The sequence below is a fragment of the Sorangiineae bacterium MSr11367 genome (assembly GCA_037157805.1).
GTDB classification, from domain to species: domain Bacteria; phylum Myxococcota_A; class Polyangia; order Polyangiales; family Polyangiaceae; genus Pendulispora; species Pendulispora rubella.
Map to the genome: position 1 here is coordinate 4,051,614 of CP089983.1, position 23,604 is coordinate 4,075,217.

Here is a 23,604-nt window from a genome sequence, read left to right on the forward strand (position 1 = left end):
GACGTGGCCAAAATGCGCTAAAGTGCGCGGCCCCATGTCCGAGCGTTTGCCTGAGATGTTCGAAAAGGTGCCCCAAGAGCTAAATTTCCCCAAAGAAGAGCGGGAGATTCTCAAGCTGTGGAAGGAGAAGCGGATTTTCGAGCGTTCGCTCGAGGAGAGCGCGCAGCGTCCGCCCTGGGTCTTTTACGAGGGCCCGCCCACTGCCAATGGCCTGCCGCACAACGGGCACGTGCTCACGCGCGTGATGAAGGACATCTTCCCGCGCTACAAGACCATGCGCGGCTACCACGTGGCCCGCAAAGCCGGTTGGGACACGCACGGCCTGCCCGTCGAGGTCGAGGTCGAGAAAGAGCTGCGCATCCACGGCAAGGCGGCCATCGAAGAGTACGGCGTCGAGCCCTTCGTCAAGAAGTGCATCGACTCGGTGTTCCGCTACACCGACGAATGGGGCAAGATGACCGAGCGCGTCGGCTTCTGGGTCGACTTGCCCGACGCCTACGTCACCTACCACCGCAGCTACATCGAGAGCGTCTGGTGGGCCCTGTCCGAGCTCTTCAAGAAGGGGCTCCTCTACCAAGGCCACAAGGTCGTCTGGTGGTGGGCGCAGGGCGGAACGGCGCTTTCGGCCGGAGAGGTCGGCCTCGGCTACAAAGAGGTCGATGACCCCAGCGTGCTCGTGCGCTTCCCGCTGACCGACGACGTTCGCAAAGACGGCGCGGTGATCATCCCGAAGGATGCCTCGCTCCTGGTGTGGACGACCACGCCGTGGACTTTGCCGTCGAATGCCTACTCGGTCGTGCATCCCAAGCACACGTACGTCGTGGCCCGAAGGGAAGATGGCGCCCGCTACGTGCTCGCGAAGGACCTCGTCGAGGGCATCGCGAAGAAGCTCAAGACGGAGCTCACGGTGGAGCGCGAGTTCCCTGGGGTCGACGTCGTGGGCGCGCGTTACACGCCGCCTTTCGACCTGTACGCCAAGACGCTCGGCACGAGCACGCCGTACTGGACCGTGATGGCCGCGGACTACGTCACCTTGGACACCGGCAGCGGCATCGTCCACACGGCGCCCGCGTTCGGCGAGGACGACTTCCAAACGCATCGCAAGGTGCTCGACGCGCTCCCGCGCGACCAGGCCGAGGCGTTGCCGCTCCTCTGCGCGGTGAAGCCGGACGGCACCTTCATCGACGAGCTCACGAAGTACGCGCGCCGTTGGGTGAAAGACTGCGACAAGGAGATCCAAGAGGAACTCCGCACCCGCGGCCTGTTGGTCCATGCCGAGCTGTATCGCCACGATTATCCATTCTGCTGGCGCGCGGACTCGGACCCGCTCATCCAGTATGCGCGTCCCGCCTGGTACATCCGCACCACGGAGAAGATCCGCAACGCCATCACGAACAACCGCACCATCGAGTGGTTGCCGGAGCACATCAAAGAAGGCCGCTTCGGCGACTTCCTCGCCAACAACGTCGACTGGGCCCTGTCGCGCGAGCGCTACTGGGGCACGCCGCTCAACATCTGGATCAATGACAAGACCGGGAACCTCGAGGCTCCGGATTCGGTCGACGCGATCCTGAAGAAGAACCCGCGCGCGTTCGATCACTTCGAGGATGCGCGCAAGAAGGACCCGTCGCTCAGCCCGCACCTCATCGTGCACAAGCCGTGGATCGACCAGGTCACCTGGCAGAATCCGGGCGAGGAGGGAACGTACCGCCGCGTGCCCGAGGTCATCGATTGCTGGTTCGACTCCGGCTCGATGCCCTTCGCGCAGTGGGGCTACCCGCACAAGGGCCACGACAAGTTCGCCAAGAGCTTCCCCGCGGACTTCATCTCCGAAGCCATCGATCAGACGCGCGGCTGGTTCTACACGCTGCTGATGATCTCCACCTTGGTCTTCGACGAGGAATGCCAGAAGCGCCTCGGCCTGGAGGCTCGCACCTACCCGCATCCGTACAAGACGTGCATCGTCCTCGGGCACATCTCGGACAAGGAAGGCAAGAAGGAGAGCAAATCCAAGGGCAACTACACGCCGCCCGAAGTCATCCTCGATTCGGTCAGCATGGAGTTCGGCGTGCTCGATGGCGCGGATCCGAAGCTGGGTGTCACGCCGGCGAAAGGCACGGCGTACATCGCGCGCGAAGACCTCGAGGGGCTCGATATGAAGGCGGGCGCGGTCGTCCACGTGTACCGCCATGACGGCCAAGGCGAGCGTCTCGAGCTGAAAATCGAGATCGGCAAGAAGCTGCGCCGGCGCGTGGTGGTGCTGCACCCGGACGACCGTGCGAAACTCGGCGTGAAGCCCACGGCCAAGACCGACGTACAGCCCGTGGAGGTGCCCCGACTTCCGGCCGACGAGCGCATCGCCGTCGAGGATCCCTCGTCGTCGGCGCCCGGCGCGGACGCGTTCCGCTGGTTCTTCTATGCGTCGAACCCGCCGTGGAGCAACACGCGCCACTCCCTCTCCAACGTGCGCACGTTGCAGAAGGAGACGCTGATCAAGCTGAGGAACGTCTACTCGTTCTTCACCATCTACGGCAGCATCGACCGATTCGACCCGGCGGCGCCGCGCCCGGCGCTCTCCGAAAGAAGTGAGCTCGATCGCTGGATGCTCGACCTGGTCGGCTACACCACGAAGAACGCCCGCGACAAGCTGGACGCGTACCAGCTCTTCGAGGCGACGAAGTACATCGTGGAGCTCGTGGACGCGCTCTCCAATTGGTACGTGCGCCGGAGCCGCGACCGATTCTGGAAGAGCGGCTGGGACAACGACAAAGCGAGTGCTTATGCCACGCTTTACGAGTGCCTCGTGCAGACGGCCGGCCTGCTCGCGCCGTTCGTACCCTTCGTGACGGAGGCGATGTACCAAAACCTGGTGGTGCGCCCGGCCGTCCTCCATGGCAAAGGCGACTCCGTGCCGCCGAGCATCCACCTCACGTCCTACCCGGAGCCGCCGGCGACCTTCGACGACGAGCTCCGCTCCACCATGTACGCGGTGCGCGACGTCGTGAGTCTCGGTCTGCAGGTGCGCACGCAGGCCAAGCTCAAGGTGCGCCAGCCGCTGCGAAGCGCCAAGGTCATCGTGAGCGACGTCGGGTTGCGCAAACGACTCGCACGCTACGAGGCGATGATCCGCGAGGAACTCAACGTCCTCGGGGTGGAGTTCGTCGAGGACTCCCAGGTGCGACAATACGTGACCTACAATCTGAAGCCGAACTTCCGCAGCCTCGGTCAGAAAGGTCTCGGTAAAGAGGCGCAGACGCTCAAGAAAGTACTTGCTGACACGTCGGCCGAAGACGCCGCGGCTCTCCACGCACAGGTCGTGGGAACCGGCAGCGTCGTCATCTCCGGTGTGACCTGCTGCATCGACGATCTCGAGGTCGCGTTTACGACGCACGAGGGATTTTCCGCCGCCGGCGATCGCGTGGGGGTGGTGGTCCTCGAGACGACCCTGGACGACGAACTTCGCGATCTGGGATTTTTGCGCGAGGTCCAGAGCCGCGTGCAAGCCTCACGAAAAGACCGGGGGCTCGAATACACCGACCGCATCAAGCTGTGGCTGTCGGGTGGAGAGCGACTCGCGAAGATTATCGCGACGTACGGCGATGCACTCGCGAAGGAAGTCTTGGCCGCCGAGGTCCAGGTTGGAACGAGCAACCGGCAGCACGACGAGGTCGATATCGACGGCGAGACGGTCGGAATCGCCATCGAGAAAATCGGCTAGCCCCCTGGGGATCGTTCGACGGTCCCCTCGGTCTCTCTGATATCGTGCAAGGGTGGGGAAGGGGAGAGAACAGGTTGCACTCGCGGTGGTCGCACGAAAGCCGCAACTGGCGCGCGCCGAGGTGATCGACAAAGCCACGCGCGCGCGCTTCGAGGGCGAGGTCGAAGGAGCGCTCAAGCGCCGCCCTCCGAACGAGGCCAAGTTGGCCGGCGCATTGCGTGCCATCGCTCCGTACAGCGCGAGTGTCCGCAACGCGATGGCCGAGGCGCTGGGCATCATGGTGCGCCGGAGCGCGTTCAAGCGCGAGCTGTACACGGCGTCGCTTCGTTCCCTCGCGGACGCGGACGACAAGCGGGTGGCCGCGCTGTTGCGTGGCGCACTCGGTGGGGAAGATGCCGGGTCCAGCGCGGCGTTGAGCGCGGCCTGCTTCTGCACCGATTCTTCGCTCGCACCGGTGCTGACGAAGCTTGCGGCCGCCCGGCAATCGCACTTGGCCTTCGGCGCGGAGATTGCGCGTGTGGCGCGCTCGGAGTCCAACGGCGCGCACCTCACCTCGTTGGCGCCGATGATCAAGGAGAGCCACCGCATCGCGCTCTGCACGGAATTGCTGGTGCCATTGGCGCGGGCCAAGCCCGTGCCGCTGGCCATCTCTCCCGCGCTCAAGGTGCTGCGCGGCGCCGAGCGGCACCTGGGGCGCTGGCTGGTGATGGCGGAGGTCGCGGCCAAGTCGGGCGACGGCGGTCCGGCGGAGGAGGCGCGGGAAAAGTCCAAGGTCGGCCCCTCCAGTGCGCGGGCGGCGTGGTCGCTGGTGCTCTGGGCCCTGACGGAGGCCGTGCAACAGCCGTCCATGGACGGTGCCGTTCCGCCGCCCGAAACGCGGCCGACGGTGGAGCTCATTGCGCGGCTGTCCGACCGGCCCAGCGCCGATCGCGACACGACGTTCCTTTTCCGCTTGGCACGCGCCCGGGCGACCTTGTGCCGTCCCATGCTGGAGGCGTGCGTCAAAGCCCTCCCGCTGTCCGACGAGGTGGCGATTCGCGCGGCGCTTTACCTCGCGCGCGACCACGGTCGTGACGATCTGCGCCAGGCGCTGGTCGACGCGGCCCATGGCGATGGCGCAGGCCCTCGCCGTGAGGAGCTGCGCGGCCTGGCGACGGCGGCGCTGTGGGATCTGGGGATGGCCGACGTGGCCGTGCCCCTGGCGGAGGAACTGAGCGCCTCGAAATCGATTGGAAACGTGGCATGGGGTGCGCTCACGCGCGCGGCCTCCACGGCGAGGGCTCGGGCCAAGGCGCACGTGCTGGCGAACCCAAGCGGCAGCGATGGCCATGTCTCGGGCGTGACCTTGACGGCCGAACGGCCGCTGGTTCACGAGACGGCGCTGCGATGGATTCAGTGGGGCTGGCTCGAGTAAGGCCCGGCCAGGTGAATGGGCCAAGTGACTGGCCAAGTAGAGAGAGCCAGCTACATTCCTAGAGAATGGCATCGTCGCGTGGATTGGGCTTGCGCGCCGCGTTCTTCGGGATCGCAGCGTGGGCCTTCGCCGCGCAGGCGCCCGCCGCTGTGGACGACGATGTGCAGGTCGTCTTTCGCGACGGCGCCGGCAAGGACATCGACGTCGCGCGCGAGCATGCCTCGCTCGAGCGCACCCCGCCCGAGCGGGCCCCCGCGACGGCCGACGTGCACTACGACGATCCCGATGCGTTGCGCGTGGTCGTCGCTGTCTCCACGTCGACGCCGCCGGCCCTGAGCATCGAGTCGATTGCCGCGTCGGGGACGAAGCTCGACCGCCTCCCCGAGATCGCGCTGGAGCCCGTGCCGTGCGGCGCGCAGCTGTCCTCCAAGCTTCACTGCTTCGCCAGCGCGCCGCTTCGTTTCGTGGTCGACGAGATCGATCGCGCGCACCCCGTGGTGGAATCGCGCTCGGTGCGCGCCGAGGTCGGCGGCGCCATCGTGGTTTCCGGCAAGGGGCGCAAGCTCACGTCGCTTCGGGTCGCGGGCCCGCGGCAATCGCCGGTCGGGCCGATTCCGCGGTTGCGGGCGACCTTGCGGCCCTTCGTGTTGCGCAACGTTCCCGGTGGCGGGCCCGCCATTGGAAGCACCGACGCCGGTGCCATCGCGGCCCTCCGCACCGAGCTGGCCTTGGCGTCGGCCGTGTGGGGCCAGTGCGGCGTAACCTTCGGGCCGGCGCAGACCCTCGACGTGCGCGTCATCGACCCGCCGCCGTCGCACCTCGTGGCGTTCGGCGACGACATGGGCCTTCCCGCGGGCGGTGGCGAGGTGCGTGTGCGCGCCCTCGGGCGCAACCTGGTCGTGCAGACGCGCCCGCGCGATTCAGCGGATCGCGTGGCGCGCCAGTTTGCCGATGCGGCGACGCGCGCGGGCCTGGTGGCGTTGGTCTCGCCCAATGCGCGCATCGGACCCGGCGCCATGGGCAGCGTGGACGTGTCGCTGCGCCGCAAGGGCGGGCAGCTCGTCGCGGCGGAGCTGGTTGCCTCGACGGATCCGACGCTGAGCGTGCGCGTCGGCGCCGTCGATTTCTCCGACGGGCTGCAGCACTTCGGTGACATGGACTCGATGGCCGGAACCTTGGAAGAGCGCACCTTGATCAAGGCCATCGACGACGGCGATCCCACGACCATCGAGCTCATCGTCGTGCCGCAGTTTGCGGGCGGAGGCCGCATCGGCGAGTCGTTCATCCAGAGCGATCTCTCCAGCGTGCGCAACGTGGTGCTGCTCGATCGCGCCGGCATTCGCGCCCGCCGCAGCAGCCTCACCTTGGCCCACGAAATGGGCCACGTGCTCATGAACGTGCCCGGCCACCCCGACGACTACGGCATCGACACGCCGACGTTGCTCATGGACTCGGATGCGTCGGATGCCTCGCCCTTCGGTCCGCGCCGGCTCACGGTCGACGAGTGCGCACGCGTCGTTCGCGAATCGGGCCCCAAGGCGAAGATCCCGCTGCTCACCGAGTGGCCCCTGGGCCCCTTGAAGGAGACCGGCAAGTAAAGGCTAGGCCGTCGCGATGACGCGGCGGAGTAGCTCGACCGCGACGCTCTTGCGTGTCTCTCCGCTGGGCCCGACGCACGCGGGGCATCCGTCGGTGCACGGGCATCGCTCGATGAGCCGCAGCGCACGCGCCAGCAAGGTCTCGCGCTGCTCGAAGATGCGCTGCGAGAGTCCCGTGCCGCCGGGCACGTGCTCGTAGAGGAACAGCGTCGGGTTGTAACCCGCCGCGGGCCCGCCGCGTGTTTTACGCGGAAGCGACACCATGGTTCCCTCCGCGCCTTCTTCCTCGTGCGCATCGCCGAGGCTCGTCCCGAGATCGCGCGGATCGCACATGAGGGCCAACGTGGCCACCGTCTCCAGCGCGATGCCGATGCCGCGCAGCGCATCGATGGCCGCCGCGCGCCCGGCCGCAATTTCGGCGCACACGCGCTCGGGGACGGTGAACCAGAACGCCGTCGTGTGCATCTGCATCTCGGGCAGGAACACCTCGCCGTAGCCGGTGTTCTCGTGGGTGTAGAACTTGATCTTCTTGTACCCCACGACCTTTTCCACCACGCTCACCTCGCCCCAGCCGCTGGGCCAATCGCCCCCGCTTGCCGACGTGGTCGCCGGGCCGAGGGCGCTCTCCTCGAGGATGGCGATGTTCGTGTACGTCATGGCGTCGGTCCAATAGTCCGGCTCCACCTTGCGAACGAAGGCCTTGTGGTTCTCGTAGTCGAGCTTCTCCACCTGCCAGCACTCGCCATCGTGCTGGTAGATGGCCTGCTCGTGCAGCATGGTGTGCGACCCTCGCCAATCGAGCTCCGCGATCGCCTTGTCGCGGGCGACGTCGACGATGACCACGTTGTCCCATCCGACGCTGCGCAGCGAGACGTTGTTGGCCGGGTACGCATCCGCCGCCCAGTGAAACGTGCCGCGCGTCTCGTGTAGCACGTTGCGTTTCGCGAGAAACTCCAGCGCCTCCCCCGTCTCTTCCGAGGTGAGCCCTCCAAAGCGCTCGCCCCGCGCGAACGGCAGCTCGAACGCGCCGCACTTCAAGTGCTGGATCAAGATCTCCACGTTGTCCGGATCGATGCGCGCTTCTTCGACCGGCGCCCCGAGCAGATACCCCGGCTCGCGCGCGAGGTACTGATCCACCGGCGCGCTCGACGTGATGAGCACCGCGATGGAAAGCCCGCCGCGACGCCCGGCGCGCCCGAAGCGCTGCCACGTGGCCGCCACCGAGCCCGGGTAGCCTGCGCAAATGACCGCATCGAGCTCGCCCACGTCGATCCCGAGCTCCAGGGCATTCGTCGCCACGATGGCCAAAAGCTCCCCCGCGCGCAGTGCGCGCTCGATCTCGCGCCGTGTCTCGGGCAAATACCCTCCGCGGTAGCCCATGATGCGCGACGCATCGACGTCTTTCCCCACGCGCTCGCGCAGGTAGCGCAGCATGATTTCCACGTTGTTGCGCGAGTGCCCGAAGATGAGCGTGGGCACCTTGGCGCGCACGAGGTCGGCCGCGAGCATGACCGCCTGCTTCACGTAGCTCGCGCGGATGCCCAGCTCCGCATTGACCACCGGCGGATTGAACAGGAAAAACCGCCGATCGCCCCGCGGGGCCCCGCTCTCGGAAATGAGGGCCACGTCGTCCACGGGAAGGCCGAAGAGCCGCGCTGCATGCTCGCGCGGGTTGCCGATGGTGGCCGTGGCCCCAATGAGGATCGGTTGCGATCCGTGAAACGCCGCGATGCGCAGGAGGCGCCGGAGCACGTTGGCCACGTGCGAGCCGAACACCCCTTTGTACATGTGCATCTCGTCGACGACGACGTACCGCAAGTTCTGAAACGTGCGCGCGAAGTTCGCGTGGTGCGGCAGGATCCCGGTGTGGATCATGTCCGGGTTGGTCAAAAGCACACGCCCCCGCTCGCGCGCCGCCCGTCGCGCGTCGCCCGGCGTGTCGCCGTCGTAGACGATGGCCGGGGTGCCGAGCCCCGCGTGGGTCATGAGCTCTTGCAGGCTCGCTTCCTGATCGCGGGCAAGGGCCTTCGTCGGGAAAAGGTAGATGGCGCGCGCATCTGGATCCTCGCGCAGCCTGGAGAGCATCGGCAGGTGGAAGCAGAGGCTCTTGCCGCTCGCCGTCGGTGTGGAGACCACCACCGCGTGGGGACGATCTTGCGGCGCCCGCGCCAAGGAAAACGCACGCGCTTGATGTGTGTACAATGCACCGATCCCACGCTGCCGGAGCGCACCTTGCAGTGCAGGGTCCAGGTCCTCGGGGAAGGGGACGGTGTGCGCCTCCTGCCCGGAGAGATGCTCGTCCGCGCAGAAGCACGGCCGCACCATGTTGCTCTTCAACCAGCGGTCGAGAACCGAATCGACCCCACGTTCCTCGGACCAAGCGGCAGCACCCGAAAACGGCATGGCAGGATACTAAACAAATGTATCGTAAGTCTCAACTTAACGAAGTTGGGCCGCCTTCTTGGTCTCGCATTTCGAGATGCGCGCGTTGGCGGGGCGAGGCACGTAACCGGGCCCCGCGATCCTCTTCGGTCGCACCGGGCAGGGCGCCGGCCTCGCCGGGATTGTTCCGCTGCCGCTGCTCGGCTTTGAAAGAGACGCGAGCCAGAGAGCGAAGTCCGGATCGTAAGGTTAACGAAGCGCTACCGGGTTGATGATCGCCTGCGTCGTGCCGGTGTACTTGGGGTGGCCCAGCACGAAGAGGAACTCGTAGGCCTTGTCGCGTGCCAGTTCGGCGGTGCGGATGTTCTCGAGCACGTAGATGCCGTTCTTGGCGATGAGCGTCTGATTCACCTCGAAGGTGCCCGCACCCGGCTCGCCCGGCACGACCTCCACCGCCCACGTGTCCGCGCCCACGGCCACGATGCCTTTGCCGGCGAGAAGGCGTGCCGCCTCGCGGTTGATGCCGGGGCAGCCTTGCAGAAAGCGCTTGTCGTCCTTGCCCATCAGGTCGAGCCATCCCGTGTGAAGGATCACGATGTCGCCCTTCCGAAGGGTGACGCCTTGTTTGCGCGCCACCGTCTCCAGGTCGGCCGCGCCGAAGGCCGTGCCCTCGCGAACCATCTCCGTGCCCAGGTGCGCCGCCATATCGAGCAGCACACCCCGCGTGACCAGCGGCGGCAGCTTCTCGAGGCCGAGCTTCTTCACGCCGTGGATGGTGAGGATGTCCTGCTCTTTGTGACCGTTGTAGTAGACATTCTCGATGCCGATGTGCCCGAGGCCGTTGAGTTGCGTACCCACGCCCATCCAGCCTTCGATCATCTCGTCGTTGTACGTGAGGCCTTTCGTGCCGATGCCTTTGCCGGCCGGGTTTTCGGGCTGGGTCATGAACACCTGGAAGGTGCGGTGCCCATAAGCCGGTGTCCGGTTGTTCACTTCGATGCCGAGGGAGTACGACTTTCCCGTGGTGACGAGCTTGGCGGCGTCGCGAACCAAGTCGGGGTCGAGGCGGTTGGCGGCGCCGATTTCATCGTCGGCGCCCCATTCGCTGGTGCCGGCCTGCAGCGCTTCCTCGTGCGGAGCGGCCTTCGATTCCGAGCAGGAGAGGGGGGCCGCAATGGCGGCACACAGGGAGGAGAGGCCGATCAACGTGCGTGTTTTCATGCTGCGAGACGATGGGCCGCCTCCGCACGACGCAGGAGCTTGAGAAGTTGCGAACGGAGATGGCATTTTTGCCAGAGGCAACATTCGACGGGACGTTTTCGGGTCCGCTCGCGGCGTTGCGGTTAAGTAGCGGCAGCGAGACAAGCCCGGCGAGGCCGGCGCCCTTGCCCGTTTCGGGTGCGAGGATCGCCAGGCGTCATCGCGATCTTTGCTTCGTGATCCGCACGTCGCGCCGGTCTCGCCGGTTTCGTCACGCTGCCGCGGTCCTCGCATGGCGATGAACTCGAGAACCGATAGATTTGGTCGCAAGGTGCCTCATGAACTGGGACGATTTGCGTTACCTCTTGGTGCTCGCGCGGGCGGCGACGTTGGCGCGGGCGGCGAAAGCCATTGGCGTCGACCAGAGCACGGTGCGGCGGCGGCTCGAGGCGCTGGAGACGTCCCTCGGTGGCGCGTTGGTCGACCGGCGGCGCGAAGGGTGGCGCCTCACGCCCCTCGGGGAACGGGTGGTGGAGCATGCCCTGCGGCTCGAGTCCGATGTTGCGGAGATCGCGCGGCTGGCAGGGGCCGATGATGATCGGCCCGAGGGGCAGGTGGTGCTCACCGCCGGCGAGGTGATCATGGCCGAGTTCGTCGTGCCCTACCTGGGCGACTTCGGTGCGCGCTTCCCCAAGGTGACGTTCGACCTTCGCGTGAGCAACCACGTGCTCGATCTCGCGCGCGGGGAGGCGGATCTCGCGGTGCGGATCGTTCGCCCCGACGAGCCGGCGCTGGTCACGCGGCAGGTGGGCGCGCTCGACGTGGGGCTTTATGCATCGCGGGGGTATCTCGAGCGCCCCCCCACCCCGGCCCTCCCCCTCCGGGGGAGGGTGCCGATTTCTGATCTCGACGAGCTGCGAGGGCAGCGCATCGTGACGTACGATCGCTCGCTGGCGCGTTCGCCCGAGGCGACGTGGCTGGCGTCGCGGATCGACCCGGAGAACGTCGTGGCCCGGAGTTCGAGTCCCTTCGCGATGATGGCGGCGGTGCGGGCGGGCTTGGGGATTGGGCCGCTGCTGTCCGTCTTTGCGGAGCGCCAACCGGAGCTCGTGTGCGTCGTGCCATCGCCTGCGCTGCCGCGACGGTCCGTGTGGCTCGTGGGGCACCCCACGTCGCTGCGCACGTCACGCGTGCGCGCGGTGTGGGAGCACCTGGCGGCGGCCTTCGAACGGGAGGCTAGGCCGACGGAAGCTTCCGACCGCGCATGACCACCTGGTAGTCGCGCACGGCGAACCCGGGGAGCTTCTCCACGTCGGACACCTGCACCGCGTTCCAGGCTACGTCGTGGATTTTGCCGGTCGCCTCATCGATGAAGTGATGGTGCGGTTCGGTCTTCGGATCGTAGACGAGCCTGCCTTCCGCCAGGATGAACTCCCGCAGCAGCCCTTTTTCGACGAACAAATTGAGCGTGTTGTAGACGGTTGCCCGGCTCAGCATGGGAAAGCCGCTTCGCACGCTGTGCCAAACTTGGTCCGCCGACGGGTGTTCATCGGTGCGGAGCACGTATTTTGCGACGGCGACGCGCTGGGCCGAGGGCTGAATGCCATGGTCCCGCAAAAGCTCGACGACGTCGGGCCCCGCGCCCTTCGCACCCTGATCCAGAGGCTCCACACCCTTAGACTGAGTCCAAAAGTCGACATAGTCAATGAGATGCGCACTAGTCGCGCGCATCGAAATTGCGTATCTATCCCGCGGCCTGGAATTCAATGGACGAAACCACCACATCCTCCACCACCGTCGCCGACGCCCCGGCGGCGGACGCGAGTGCGCCCGAGGCGCAGTCTCTCTCCTCGTCCTCTTCATCCGCAGAGGGCGCCTTTCCGGCCGATGTCGCGCCGGAAGTTCCGCGGCTCGGTGTGCCGTTCGGCTCATCGGGGGCGATTCCCGGTGCCGAGGGCAGTGGTTCGCCGTCCTACGTCTTTCTGGCGATCGTGTCGATCATCTCGCTGGTCGCGGACGTGGCGACCAAGCTTTGGGCCGAGCGCACGCTCGACGGGTACCCAGGCATCATCCATGTCTGGGAAAACCACGTCGCGTTCATTCTCGCCAAGAACCGCGGCGGAGCGTGGGGGCTTCTCCAGTCGACGAGTGAGAACGTCCGCCGGCCGTTCTTCCTTTTGGTTTCGGCTGCGGCCATTGCGTTCATCGTCACGTTGTACCGGCGCCTTCAGCCGCGTCAGCGCGCGCTCAAGTGGGGCTTGCCGCTGGTGCTCGGCGGCGCGCTGGGCAATGTGTTCGACCGCATCCGCTACGGGCACGTCATCGACTTCATCGATGTGCACGCGGTCTACAAAGGACAGGATCACCACTGGCCGACGTTCAACGTGGCCGACATCGCCATTTGCGTTGGCGTGGCGTTGATGGCCATCGACATGTTCTCGGCGCGAAAGCCGCGCCGTGCGGAGGTGGAGCCGATCTTCGTGGCGCCGCCTGCACCGGCCGAGGCCCCGCCGGCACCGTCCGAGGGCGAGCCCATGCCGCCGCAGGAAGCTGCGCTTCAGGAAGCCGCGCCGCCGCCGGAAGCGTCGAAGTCGGTGGAGTGACGGGACGCCCGTGCGCCCCGAGCTCTTTTCGCTCTTTGGGGTCGGGTTTCCTGCGTATTTCACGCTTCTGACGACGGGCTTTCTCCTCGCCACGGCGTTGGCTGCACTCTGGGCGCACCGCATCGGCGAAAACGCCGACGCCATGGTCGATCTCGGCATCGCCATGCTCATCTCCGGCGTGGCCGGTGCGCGGCTGCTGCATGTCGTGGCCGATGGCTACTTCTGGGACTACGTGCACCTCTGCATCGACCCGTCGAAGGTCGATTGGCCGTTTCAGAAAGCCGAATGCCTCTCGCCCACGCGCGGCGGCGTCTGGGATGCGGCGCGCGGTGTGTGCCATCCCGGCACCACCGACTGCTTCGCGTGGGCGAAGTTTTGGGCCGGCGGGTTGACCTATTACGGAGGCCTCATCGGCGCCTCGGCTGCCGCATGGTTCCTCTTGAAGCGCGATCGCTTCCCATTCTGGAAGGCTGCGGACATGGCTGGCTTCGCGGTGCCGCTCGGCCTGGGGTTCGGCCGCATGGGGTGCCTTCTCGCGGGCTGCTGCTATGGTGTCCGCACGGACGCGCCGTGGGGCCTGTCATTTCCGCCGCGCAGTCCCGCCAGCGAGGGTCAGTTCAAGGCGCACCTACTCGACAGCTACGCTTCGTGGAGCCATCCCGTGCACCCCACGCAGATTTACGAGTCGGCCGTGTCGCTCGCCATTGCGGCGTTTTGCCTCTTTTACGTGCATCCGCGCAAACGCTACGACGGGCAGGTATTCGCGGCGTTTTTGTTCTTGTATGCGGTGGCACGCTTCATCATCGAGTTCTGGCGCGACGACGACCGCGGCGGCATGCTCCACCTGTCGACGTCCCAGCTTCTCGGTATCGTTCTGGCACTCGCCGCGGTGGCGGTGCATCGTCTGGGCCCAGGGAGGTCTACGTGGCAGCGAGAATTCTCGACGGTAAAAAGCTAGCGGAAACGGTGCGGGCGGAAGTTCGCGAGGGCGTCACGGCCTTCAAGGCGAAGTACGGCCGCGCACCCGGGCTCGAGGTCATCCTGGTCGGCGACGACCCCGCCAGCCAGGTCTACACGCGCAACAAAGAGAAGGCCTCCAACGAGGTGGGCATGCGCGGCCACCTGCACGTGCTCCCGGCCTCGACCCCCGAGGACGACGTGCTCGCCCTCGTACAGCGCCTCAACGCGGACGAGGCGACCGACGGCATCCTGGTGCAGCTGCCGCTGCCCAAGTCGATCCGCGAGCAGCGCATCCTCGACGCCGTGGACCCTGCCAAGGACGTCGATGGCTTTCACCCCATCAACGCGGGCCTTCTCGCGTCGGGACGCCCCCGCCTGGTTCCCTGCACGCCGCTCGGTTGCATGCGCCTGCTCGCGCTGGCGGAGGTCCCCCTCAAGGGAGCCCACGCCGTGGTCGTGGGGCGGAGCAACATCGTGGGCAAGCCGGTCGCGCAACTGCTGCTCGCCGAGCATGCAACGGTGACCATTGCGCACTCGCGCACCAAGGATCTCGCCGCCCTCTGCCGTGAGGCCGACGTGCTCGTCGCCGCCGTGGGCAAGGCCGAGCTCGTGCGCGGCAATTTCGTCAAGCCCGGGGCCGTCGTCATCGATGTCGGCATCAACCGGGTCGACGCGGGCAACGGCAAGACGAAGCTCGTCGGCGACGTGGCCTACGCCGAGGTCGCGGAGATCGCGTCGGCCATCACGCCGGTCCCCGGCGGAGTCGGCCCGATGACCATCGCGTACCTGTTGCAGAATACACTGACCGCCGCGCATGCCCGCGCCGCGGGATCGACCTAGTCGCCGCCCAGCAGCTTCTCCAAAATGCGATCGAGCTGGTCCAGATCCGCGTAGGGGATGGCCAGCTCGCCTTTGTTGCCGACGTCGCGCACCTCCACCTTGCTGCCCAGGCGGCGGGTGAGGCGGGCCTCCAGATCGCGCACCGAGCTGCTCTTCACCTGCGGCGCCGCGGCATCCGGGGCCTTTTTCCCGTTGGCCGGGGGCTCGCCTGCGAGGGCCTTCTCTTTGTCCTTCTCCTTGCGAACCATCGCCTCCGTGGCGCGCACGCTGAGGCGGCCGCGAATGACCTTTTCCGAGAGCCGCTCGATCGCCGGCCCATCGACGACGCCGAGCAATGCGCGCGCGTGCCCTTCGGTGAGCGCGCCCTCGATGACCTGATCGCGCACCCGCGGCGGCAGCTTCATCAAGCGCAGGCTGTTGGCAATCGTGGTGCGGTCCTTCCCGAGCCGCTCGGCCAGCGATTCCTGCGTGTAGCCGTGCTCCTGCACCAAGCGCGAGAGGGCCTCCGCGAGCTCGATCGCGTTCAGGTCCTCGCGCTGCACGTTCTCGATCAGCGCCAGCTCGAAGGCCGCCGCCGGCGAGACGTCCTTCACCACCACCAGCACTTCGTGCAGGCCCGCCTTCTGCGAGGCCCGCCACCGTCGCTCGCCCGCGATGATCTCGAAGCGGTCCGACCCGTCGACCCGGCGCACCACCAGCGGCTCGAGCAGGCCGTGCTCTTTGATGGAGGCGGCCAGCTCCTCGAGCGCGGTCTTCTCGAAGACCTTGCGGGGCTGACCTTTTTGCGGCGAAAGCTTCTCCAGGGCGCAGAGAAAGACGCTCTTGTCGCCGTAGCCCCGGGCGGGCGGCTGCGCGACCGGCAGGAGGGCATCGAGGCCCCGGCCCAAGGCGCGTTTTTTCGTATCCGAGGAGACGCTTTTTTCACTCATGGCGATTCGGCTTAGGTGCTGAGAATTTCTTTGGCGAGGCCCAGATAGCCCTGCGCCCCCTTCGATTGTACGTCGTACAGGAGCACCGGCTTGCCATGCGACGGTGCCTCCGAAAGGCGCACATTGCGCGGGATGATCGAGTCGAACACGTGAAAGTGCTTCCGCACTTCGTCGGCCACTTGGTGCGCGAGGTTGTTCCGCGCGTCGAACATGGTGAGCACGATGCCTTCCACCTCCAAGGTGGGGTTCGTGCCATTTTTGATGCGATCGATCGTGGCCATCAAGTGCGTAAGGCCTTCCAGCGCATAGTACTCGCACTGCAGGGGCACCAGCACGCGGTTCGCCGCGGTCAGCGCGTTCACCGTGAGCAGGCCCAGTGACGGCGGGCAATCCACGAAGACGTACTCGAATTTTTCACGCACGAGCAGGTCGGCCAAGGCCGTCTTGAGGCGGATCGCGCGCTCCGGATCGTCGACCAACTCCAGTTCCGCGGCCACGAGATCCTGCGTGGCCGGTGCGACGAAGAGGTGAGGGATCTCCGTATCGACGATCACCTCTTTGAAGCTCGCGCGGCCAATGAGGCAATCGTAGACGCTGCGCTCCACGGTGCGCGGGCGCACGCCGACACCGGAACTCGCGTTTCCCTGCGGATCCAGATCGAGCAAGAGCGTCTTGCGCTCGGCGGCAGCCACGCTGGCCGCGAGGTTCACGGCGGTCGTCGTCTTTCCGACGCCTCCTTTTTGGTTCACGACCGCAATGATCCGCGGGTCGCCGGGCTTTGCGGCGGTGGCCGATCGCTTGTTCGAGGCGGTGGCAGAAGGGCGGGCGGGCATTGAGGCGGAGGTCTATCACGGCGCAGCAACGAAAAGCGGACGCGGTTTTTTGACCTCCTCATCCGCCGTAGTATGTTGTGCCCAGATGTAGGTGGACGGCATACCACGGGGTGCCGACCCTGCGAAAGAGAAGAGGAGAGGGGACACCGTCATGCGGGCCAGCTTCCGTCAAATATTCGTGTGCCTTGAGGATGACGCCTCGTCCGGCAAGGCCGCCGTCATGCAGCGGACCTTTTGGAACCCGCGCCGCGCCTCCTCTCCCGTCCACCTCGCCAGCGTCGTTCGTTTGGATCGCCGTCCTCTCGACAACGGCGCGACGCCTCCGTTGCAGCAGCCAGGTTAGCCACGTCGTTTCTTAGCGCCCGGGAGATCCCATGCCTGTACCGAAGAACTATCGCTCGATCGAGGACTTCCACCGTGAAGAGCTGCGCCCGGACTACCGCGTCGGGTTTTCGCTCGAAGACCTGATGCAGGAAACCGTGTTTGAGGGCAGTGACATGCTCTTCGACGACCAGCACGACGAGTACGCTGAAACGGACGACGACGAGGACGACTGAGCGGCCCACGCCGCCACGCTCCAGGCATTCCAGCCCTCCCAACCTACCGACTTAGGGTTTCTCCTCCCGGAAACCCTCGCGCCCTCCGGTCACGCCTCGATCGGAGGGCGCTCTTTTTTTGTCCCCAAAGAAACCAGCCCAAAGAAACCAGACCGGGAACGACATTCGCATTACAGGCCAGCTTGACGACAACCCCCGCCGCAGTATGTTGGCGAGCCCTCTGGAACCTAAGCCGGCCAAATCGTCCTCAGGAACAAACATGCAAGTCACCGTTTCCCGCATCTCTCCCGTCATTCTGGAGCTTCAGATCGAAATCCCCGCCGACACGGTGAAGTCCGAGGTCGACAAGGCCTACACGACGCTCGCCAAGAAGGCGCACGTGAAGGGGTTCCGCCCGGGCAAAGCCCCGCGCAGCGTCCTGTCGCATCTCTACGGACCGCAGGTGCAGAACGACGTGGCGAACTCCATCGTCAACACCACGCTCCCGCAGGTGCTGACGGAAAAGAACGTGACGCCGATCAACACGCCCGAGGTCGAAGCCGGCAAGGTCGACTCGAAAGAGACGTTCTCGTACAAGGCGCGCTTCGAAGTTTCGCCCGAGATCGAGAAGGTGACGTACGAGGGCTTCGAGCTCACGCGTCCCCACGCCGAAGTGACCGATGCGATGGTCGACGAGCAGATCGAGCGCATTCGTCAGAGCCTCGCCACGCTCAAGGCCCCCGAGCCCGCGCGCCCCGCGCAGGCCGGTGACATCGTTCTGATCGACTTCACGCTGTCCGTCGACGGCAAGGAGATCAAGGACGGCGGCGGCCAGGGCGTGCAGCTCGAGTTGGGCTCGAAGCAAGTGCTTCCGGAGCTCGACGCCGGCATCACGGGCAAGAGCGTGGGCGACAAGTTCGAGGTGAGCGCCCAGTTCCCCGATCGCCACCCGCGCGAAGACTTCCGCGACAAGCAAGGCGTGTTCGCCATCACCGTCAACGAGATCAAGGAGAAGGTCCTCCCGAACCTCGACGACGAGTTCGCGAAGGACGTCGGGCAGTTCCAGACCTTGGTCGAGCTCCGCGCGGACGTGCACACGCGCCTGCAGAAGTCGGCCAAAGACCAGGTCGACACGGCGATTGCCGAGCAGATCGTGGAGAAGTTGAACGAGGCGAACCCGGTGGACGTCCCCCCGTCGCTCGTGCAGCAGCAATGCAAGCTGATGGAGACGCAGATCCTGCAGCAGGCGCGTCGCGCCGGTCAGCCCATCACCCAGGAGCAGTGGGCTTCGCTCCACGGCGCCATCCACGCCGACGCCGAGAAGAAGGTCCGCGCAGGCCTGCTCATGGCGCACATCGCGAAGACCCTCGAGATCAAGGTCACCGACGAGGACATGGAGAAGGGCATCGCGGAGTTGGCCGAAGAGACCGGGAAGAACGTGGCCAAGGTTCGCGCGGAGTACCGCGAGAAGGGCAAGCGCGACATCCTCATCGGCATGATTCTCGAGGATAAAATCCTGGACTTGCTCGAGGGCAAATCCAAGATTGTGGACGCAGCTCCCGCGGCGGATTTGCCCGCGGGTACGTCAGAGGCTAAGGATTCTCCAGAAGCCTCTGGAGAAAGCACGGAGACGGCCAACACATGAGCAAGCGTCCGGAGAACCGAGCTCAAGCAGTTGATCTGCTCGAGCGTACGTACGCGGGAAACATCATTTATCCGACGGTGGTCGAGACCACCCACCGGGGGGAGCGCAACTGGGACATCTTCAGTCGCCTCCTCAAAGACCGCATCGTCTTCCTCGGCACCGAGATCAACGACGACGTGGCCAACATCGTGATCGCTCAGCTTCTCTTCTTGGAGAGCGAGGATCCCGACAAAGAGGTCATGCTCTACATCAACTCGCCCGGCGGTGTGGTCACCAGCGGCCTGGCGATCTATGACACGATGCAGCACGTTCGCTCGACCGTGTCGACGATGTGCCTCGGCATGGCCGCGTCGATGGCCGCGGTGCTTCTCGCCGCCGGTCACAAAGGTCGCCGCGTGACGTTGCCCAACGCGCGCATCATGATCCACCAGCCGCTTGGCGGTGCGCGTGGTCAAGCGACCGACATCGAGATTCAAGCCCGCGAAATCCGCCATCTAAAAGACGTCGTGGCGGACATCCTGACGTCGGCCACCGGCAAGCCGCGTGACCAGATCCTCAAGGACATCGATCGCGACTTTTATCTGAGCGGCGCGCAGGCGAAGGAATACGGCATCATCGACGAGGTGCTCGTCCCGAAGAAGAAGGGCGAGAAGAGCGAGAAGTAGAGCGCCATTTGGGCGATAGGTAAGCGAGAACGGACTTTTCTGGTCCGTATCTCGCGCCGGCCGAAGCGGAGGCGGCGCGCACGCTCAGTGATTTTTCGGAGATTTTTCGAAAAGTCGCGAACAACGCGCGCGCGCAAGCTTGCGATGAGCAAGTGACAAGTCTAAGCTTTGTGGCGTTGGCGACGCAGTTGTGAATGCGGTCATCAGGTTTATGTCGACGTGACGGAACGCAGGGTTCGTCATCTCGTCACGTAATTCTAGGTTTTGATCATTTTTCGGACTTGAGCGAGGCGACACTTGGAGCGCAGGCGGGACGACCACACCAACGGCAATCTCAACTGCTCCTTCTGCGGAAAATCCCAGAAGGAAGTGAAGAAGCTCATTGCCGGCCCGACGGTGTACATTTGTGACGAGTGCATCGGGCTCTGCAACGACATCATTGCCGAGGAGGTTGAAAAGGACGAGCCCTACGCGGGTTCGACGCCTGTTCCCAAACCGGCAGAAATCAAATCGATCCTCGATGATTACGTGATCGGGCAGGAGCGGGCGAAGAAGGTGCTCGCGGTGGCCGTTCACAATCATTACAAGCGCATCGATTCGCGCGTCGCGAGCGACGACGTCGAGCTGTCGAAGAGCAACATCTTGTTGCTCGGGCCGACGGGCAGCGGCAAAACGCTCCTCGCGCAGACCTTGGCGAAAATCCTCAGCGTTCCGTTCGCCATTGCGGACGCCACGACGCTCACCGAGGCCGGCTACGTCGGCGAGGACGTCGAGAACATCATCGTGCAGCTGCTGCAGAACGCCGACCACGACGTCGAGCGTGCGCAGCGCGGCATCGTCTACATCGACGAGATCGACAAGATCTCCAGGAAGAGCGACAACCCGTCCATCACGCGCGACGTGAGCGGCGAGGGTGTGCAGCAGGCCCTCCTGAAGATCATCGAGGGTACGGTTGCCAACGTTCCGCCGAAGGGCGGGCGAAAGCATCCGCAGCAAGATTTCCTGCAGGTCGACACGACGAACATTCTGTTCATCTGCGGCGGCGCCTTCGTGGGCCTCGAGCAGATCGTGCAGCGCCGTATCGGTCAGCAGACCTTGGGCTTCGGCGCGGACATCAAGAGCAAGAAGGACTTCAAGCTCGGCGAGCTGCTCATGCAGGTGCAACCGGAGGACTTGCTCAAGTTCGGTCTCATCCCCGAGTTCATCGGCCGTCTGCCCGTGTTGGCCACGTTGCACGAGCTGAACGAGGAAGCCCTCATCGACATCCTCACCAAGCCGAAGAACTCTCTGGTGAAGCAGTACCAGAAGATGTTCGAAATGGACGGGGTCAAGCTCAAGTTCACCAAGAGCGCACTCGCCGCCGTGGCCAAGGAAGCCTTGGCGCGAAACAGCGGCGCCCGCGGCCTTCGGGCCATCCTCGAGGCGGGGATGCTGGACATCATGTACGACATCCCGTCGCGCAGCGGCATCAAGGAGGTCGTCATCAACGACGACGTCATCACCAAGAACGACGCTCCGCTCATCGTCTACACGAAAGAAGCGGAACTCGCGTAGTTCGTTGGCGACCCGTTCACTTCGAACGCCCAGGCGTGCCCATGCCCTCGTCCCTGCCGGAAAGCCCGGCGGGGGAGGACGTGGGCACGTTGGCTTTTGTGGGCACGGAAGCCCGCTTGGGTGGAACCGGGCGATGAGCTGTGGCAAAAAAGGGTTTCAATGTTTTTCAAGGCCGATGGCGACCCGAAGACCATGAACAATAAAAGACGGATAGTGCCGCTTTTGCCGCTCCGAGACATCGTGGTGTTTCCGCACATGGGGACGCGGCTGTTCGTGGGGCGAGAGCGTTCGATCAATGCGCTCGACGCGGCCATGGTGCGCGACAAAGAGATCTTCTTGGCCGCCCAGAAGGACGCCAAGGCCAACGAGCCGGTGCCGGACGACATTTTCGCCGTCGGCACCCTGGGCGCGGTGCGCCAGCTTTTGCGCCTGCCCGACGGCACCGTGCAAGTGGTGGTCGAGGGCGTGAAGCGCGCGCGTGTGCGCCGCTACGTGCAGACGGACGAGTTCTTCTTGGTCGAGGCCGAGGAGATCGCCGAGACGGGCACGCGCACGGTGGAAGTCGAAGCGCTGATGCGAAGCTCGCAGGCGGCCTTCGAGATGTACGTCAAATTGAACAAGAAGGTGCAGCCCGAGGTGCTCGTCGAGGTGCAATCCGTCGACGACCCGGCGCGCCTGGCCGACATGATCGTGGCCAATCTGCTGACGATCAAACTGGCCGACAAGCAAGCCTTGTTGGAGTGCGAAGACGCCTCCAAACGACTCGAGCGCCTCCACGAGTTGATGCAGGCGGAAATCGAGATCCTGCAGGTCGAAAAGAAGATTCGTTCTCGCGTCAAGAAGCAGATGGAGAAGACGCAGAAGGAATACTACTTGAACGAGCAAATGCAGGCCATCCAGAAGGAACTGGGCGGCGGCGAGCGCGACGAGTTCAAGAACGAGATTCAGGAGATCGAAGACCAGATCAAGACCAAGCGGATGAGCAAAGAGGCCACCGCGAAGGTCAAGAAGGAGCTGAAAAAGCTCAAGATGATGCATCCGACGAGCGCCGAGGCGACCGTCGTTCGCAATTACATCGATTGGATTCTGAGCCTCCCCTGGTACGACAAGAGCGAGGAGAATTACGATCTCGGCGCCGCCGAGGAGATCCTCGACGAGGACCATTACGGCCTCAAACGCATCAAAGAGCGTATTCTCGAATACCTGGCGGTGCAGGCGCTCACCAAGAAGCTCAAAGGCCCGGTCCTCTGCTTCGTGGGGCCGCCGGGCGTCGGCAAGACGAGCCTCTGCAAGAGCATCGCGCGGGCCACGGGTCGCAAATTCGTACGTCTTTCCTTGGGCGGCGTGCGCGACGAGGCGGAGATTCGCGGCCACCGGCGCACGTACATCGGCGCGATGCCGGGCAAGTTGATTCAATCGCTGAAAAAGGCGGGGACGAACAATCCCGTTTTCCTGCTCGACGAAGTCGACAAGATGTCGACCGATTTCCGCGGCGACCCCGCGGCGGCGCTGCTCGAGGTGCTCGACGGCGAGCAGAATGACACGTTCAATGATCACTATTTGGACGTGGATTACGATTTGTCCGACGTGATGTTCATCACCACGGCGAATACGCTTTCGGCCATTCCGGTGCCTTTGCAAGACCGAATGGAGATCATTCAGCTGTCGGGATATACTGAATTCGAAAAGCTGAATATCGCGGTGAAGTATTTGGTGCCGCGGCAGAAGAAGGAGTGCGGTCTCGAGAACGTGGACTTCACGGTGACCGAGAGCGCTATCCGGACGGTGATTCACCACTACACGCGGGAAGCGGGCGTGCGTTCGCTGGAGCGTGAGATTGCGAGCATCTGCCGCAAGGTGGCGCGTCAGGTGGTGAACGATTCGAAGGACGCCGAGGGCGGGGAGACGAAGGCCCTCGCGCCGATCGTGGTGGAGGCGAAGAGCATTCCGAAGTACCTGGGCGTTCCGAAGTACCGCCTCGGGAAGAAGGAAGAGCACGACGAGATCGGGCTCACCAACGGGCTATCGGTCACGAGCAACGGCGGCGGCGAGCTTCTGGCTTGCGAGGTGGCCGTCGTTTCGGGGAAGGGGAAGCTCGCCATCACGGGCCTTCTGGAGAAGGGCATGGAGGAGAGCGCCCACGCGGCGATGAGCTACGTGCGCTCGCGCGCCCAGATCTTGGGCCTCGATGCGGACTTCTATCAAAAGGTCGACGTGCACGTGCACTTCCCGGAATTCATCCGCAAAGACGGGCCGAGCGCCGGCGTGACGATGGCCACGTCGCTCGCGAGCGCGTTGATCAAGGTCCCGGTGAAGCGGGATCTTGCGATGACCGGCGAAATCACGCTGCGCGGGCGGGTGCTGCCGATCGGTGGCCTGAAAGAGAAGCTGCTCGCCGCCCACCGCAGCGGGATCACCACGGTGATCGTGCCGCGCGAGAACCGCAAGGACCTGCGCGAGGTGCCGCGGCGCGTGCTGCGCGCGACGAGGATCGTGCTGGTGGAGCACATGGACGAAGTGTTGCGCGAGGCGCTCTGCCTGGACGACCCCGACTCGGTGTTCGGCAAGCCGCGCGAATCGTGGCAGTACGTCGACGGCGAACTGGTGGTGCGCGGCCCAGGTTCCCCGCGGGTGGTGCCGCCCCCGCCGGTGGTGGATCCGGAGCCAGCGGGCACTCCGCACTGACAATGTGACTCGTGTTGTAGAAGGTGAAGAAGGAAACCGCCA

At 65.1% G+C, this 23,604-nt stretch carries 17 protein-coding genes; 12 read left to right on the forward strand and 5 right to left on the reverse strand.

Annotated features, from left to right (window positions below; all coding sequences use genetic code 11):
* Positions 1-34: 34 nt before the first annotated feature.
* The 3 genes from ileS (at position 35) to LVJ94_16365 (ending at position 6,730) form a co-directional block, all read left to right on the forward strand.
* Positions 35-3,718, forward strand: coding sequence for an isoleucine--tRNA ligase (gene ileS, locus LVJ94_16355; protein ID WXB08799.1), 3,684 nt, complete (start codon positions 35-37; stop codon positions 3,716-3,718).
* 52 nt (positions 3,719-3,770) lie between these two features.
* Positions 3,771-5,132: a hypothetical protein gene (locus LVJ94_16360; GenBank protein WXB08800.1), complete on the forward strand. Its 1,362-nt coding sequence runs from the start codon at positions 3,771-3,773 to the stop codon at positions 5,130-5,132.
* 65 nt (positions 5,133-5,197) lie between these two features.
* Positions 5,198-6,730: a hypothetical protein gene (locus LVJ94_16365; GenBank protein ID WXB08801.1), complete on the forward strand. Its 1,533-nt coding sequence runs from the start codon at positions 5,198-5,200 to the stop codon at positions 6,728-6,730.
* A gap of 3 nt (positions 6,731-6,733) precedes the next feature.
* Here LVJ94_16365 and LVJ94_16370 read toward each other — a convergent pair whose 3' ends face one another.
* Together LVJ94_16370 and LVJ94_16375 are read right to left on the reverse strand one after the other, a co-directional pair.
* Positions 6,734-9,055, reverse strand: coding sequence for a DEAD/DEAH box helicase (locus LVJ94_16370; GenBank protein ID WXB10724.1), 2,322 nt, complete (start codon positions 9,053-9,055; stop codon positions 6,734-6,736).
* Positions 9,056-9,361: 306 nt separating this feature from the next.
* Entirely contained in the window at positions 9,362-10,333 is a 972-nt protein-coding gene (locus LVJ94_16375; GenBank protein WXB08802.1) for a cyclase family protein, read from the reverse strand.
* Between the two features lie 317 nt (positions 10,334-10,650).
* Between LVJ94_16375 and LVJ94_16380 the strand changes: the two genes are divergently transcribed.
* Positions 10,651-11,580, forward strand: a complete 930-nt coding sequence (locus tag LVJ94_16380; GenBank protein WXB08803.1) for a LysR family transcriptional regulator — start codon at positions 10,651-10,653, stop codon at positions 11,578-11,580.
* On the opposite strand, the gene LVJ94_16385 is transcribed toward LVJ94_16380, so the two are convergent.
* Positions 11,549-11,983 (reverse strand): transcriptional repressor, encoded by a 435-nt coding sequence (locus LVJ94_16385; protein WXB08804.1) that lies wholly within the window; start codon positions 11,981-11,983, stop codon positions 11,549-11,551. The genes LVJ94_16380 and LVJ94_16385 overlap by 32 nt on opposite strands.
* Before the next feature lie 95 nt (positions 11,984-12,078).
* Here LVJ94_16385 and lspA point away from each other — a divergent pair, with 95 nt between their 5' ends.
* Genes lspA through folD form a run of 3 tightly spaced genes read left to right on the forward strand, consistent with a single transcriptional unit; the run spans position 12,079 to position 14,715 of the window.
* Positions 12,079-12,915 (forward strand): signal peptidase II, encoded by an 837-nt coding sequence (gene lspA / locus LVJ94_16390; protein WXB08805.1) that lies wholly within the window; start codon positions 12,079-12,081, stop codon positions 12,913-12,915.
* Positions 12,916-12,925: 10 nt separating this feature from the next.
* Positions 12,926-13,873 carry a prolipoprotein diacylglyceryl transferase gene (locus LVJ94_16395; protein WXB08806.1) on the forward strand — a complete coding sequence of 316 codons (948 nt, stop codon included), beginning with the start codon at positions 12,926-12,928 and terminating at the stop codon, positions 13,871-13,873.
* Complete coding sequence (gene folD / locus LVJ94_16400) at positions 13,840-14,715, forward strand: bifunctional methylenetetrahydrofolate dehydrogenase/methenyltetrahydrofolate cyclohydrolase FolD (GenBank protein ID WXB08807.1); 876 nt, start codon at positions 13,840-13,842, stop codon at positions 14,713-14,715. The genes LVJ94_16395 and folD overlap by 34 nt, the downstream gene beginning before the upstream one ends.
* Here folD and LVJ94_16405 read toward each other — a convergent pair.
* Both LVJ94_16405 and LVJ94_16410 read right to left on the reverse strand, forming a co-directional pair.
* Positions 14,712-15,644: a ParB/RepB/Spo0J family partition protein gene (locus tag LVJ94_16405; GenBank protein ID WXB08808.1), complete on the reverse strand. Its 933-nt coding sequence runs from the start codon at positions 15,642-15,644 to the stop codon at positions 14,712-14,714. The two genes, folD and LVJ94_16405, sit on opposite strands and share 4 nt — an antisense overlap.
* Positions 15,645-15,655: 11 nt before the next feature.
* A complete protein-coding gene (locus tag LVJ94_16410; protein ID WXB08809.1) occupies positions 15,656-16,393 on the reverse strand; it encodes an AAA family ATPase in 738 nt (245 codons plus the stop codon).
* Positions 16,394-16,851: 458 nt separating this feature from the next.
* Between LVJ94_16410 and LVJ94_16415 the strand changes: the two genes are divergently transcribed.
* The 5 genes from LVJ94_16415 to lon all read left to right on the forward strand — a co-directional run bounded on the left by LVJ94_16415 (position 16,852) and on the right by lon (position 23,562).
* A complete protein-coding gene (locus LVJ94_16415; protein WXB08810.1) occupies positions 16,852-17,034 on the forward strand; it encodes a transcriptional regulator in 183 nt (60 codons plus the stop codon).
* 259 nt (positions 17,035-17,293) lie between these two features.
* A complete protein-coding gene (gene tig, locus LVJ94_16420) occupies positions 17,294-18,658 on the forward strand; it encodes a trigger factor (GenBank protein ID WXB08811.1) in 1,365 nt (454 codons plus the stop codon).
* The gene (locus tag LVJ94_16425; GenBank protein WXB08812.1) at positions 18,655-19,323 is read left to right on the forward strand and encodes an ATP-dependent Clp protease proteolytic subunit; all 669 of its coding nucleotides are present in this window, start codon (positions 18,655-18,657) and stop codon (positions 19,321-19,323) included. Before tig ends, LVJ94_16425 begins: the two co-directional genes overlap by 4 nt.
* 297 nt (positions 19,324-19,620) lie before the next feature.
* Entirely contained in the window at positions 19,621-20,877 is a 1,257-nt protein-coding gene (clpX, locus tag LVJ94_16430; protein WXB08813.1) for an ATP-dependent Clp protease ATP-binding subunit ClpX, read from the forward strand.
* 192 nt (positions 20,878-21,069) lie between these two features.
* Positions 21,070-23,562: an endopeptidase La gene (gene lon, locus LVJ94_16435; GenBank protein ID WXB08814.1), complete on the forward strand. Its 2,493-nt coding sequence runs from the start codon at positions 21,070-21,072 to the stop codon at positions 23,560-23,562.
* Positions 23,563-23,604 lie beyond the last annotated feature (42 nt).

Excerpts from the sequence above, each read along its gene's own strand:
- LVJ94_16380 (WXB08803.1), top strand. The coding sequence starts at position 10,651 with ATGAACTGGGACGATTTGCGTTACCTCTTGGTGCTCGCGCGGGCGGCG.
- LVJ94_16375 (WXB08802.1), bottom strand. The coding sequence starts at position 10,333 with ATGAAAACACGCACGTTGATCGGCCTCTCCTCCCTGTGTGCCGCCATT.
- ileS (WXB08799.1), top strand. The coding sequence starts at position 35 with ATGTCCGAGCGTTTGCCTGAGATGTTCGAAAAGGTGCCCCAAGAGCTA.
- LVJ94_16370 (WXB10724.1), bottom strand. The coding sequence starts at position 9,055 with ATGGTGCGGCCGTGCTTCTGCGCGGACGAGCATCTCTCCGGGCAGGAG.
- lspA (WXB08805.1), top strand. The coding sequence starts at position 12,079 with ATGGACGAAACCACCACATCCTCCACCACCGTCGCCGACGCCCCGGCG.
- LVJ94_16405 (WXB08808.1), bottom strand. The coding sequence starts at position 15,644 with ATGAGTGAAAAAAGCGTCTCCTCGGATACGAAAAAACGCGCCTTGGGC.
- LVJ94_16365 (WXB08801.1), top strand. The coding sequence starts at position 5,198 with ATGGCATCGTCGCGTGGATTGGGCTTGCGCGCCGCGTTCTTCGGGATC.
- LVJ94_16425 (WXB08812.1), top strand. The coding sequence starts at position 18,655 with ATGAGCAAGCGTCCGGAGAACCGAGCTCAAGCAGTTGATCTGCTCGAG.
- LVJ94_16415 (WXB08810.1), top strand. The coding sequence starts at position 16,852 with ATGCCTGTACCGAAGAACTATCGCTCGATCGAGGACTTCCACCGTGAA.
- lon (WXB08814.1), top strand. The coding sequence starts at position 21,070 with ATGAACAATAAAAGACGGATAGTGCCGCTTTTGCCGCTCCGAGACATC.
- tig (WXB08811.1), top strand. The coding sequence starts at position 17,294 with ATGCAAGTCACCGTTTCCCGCATCTCTCCCGTCATTCTGGAGCTTCAG.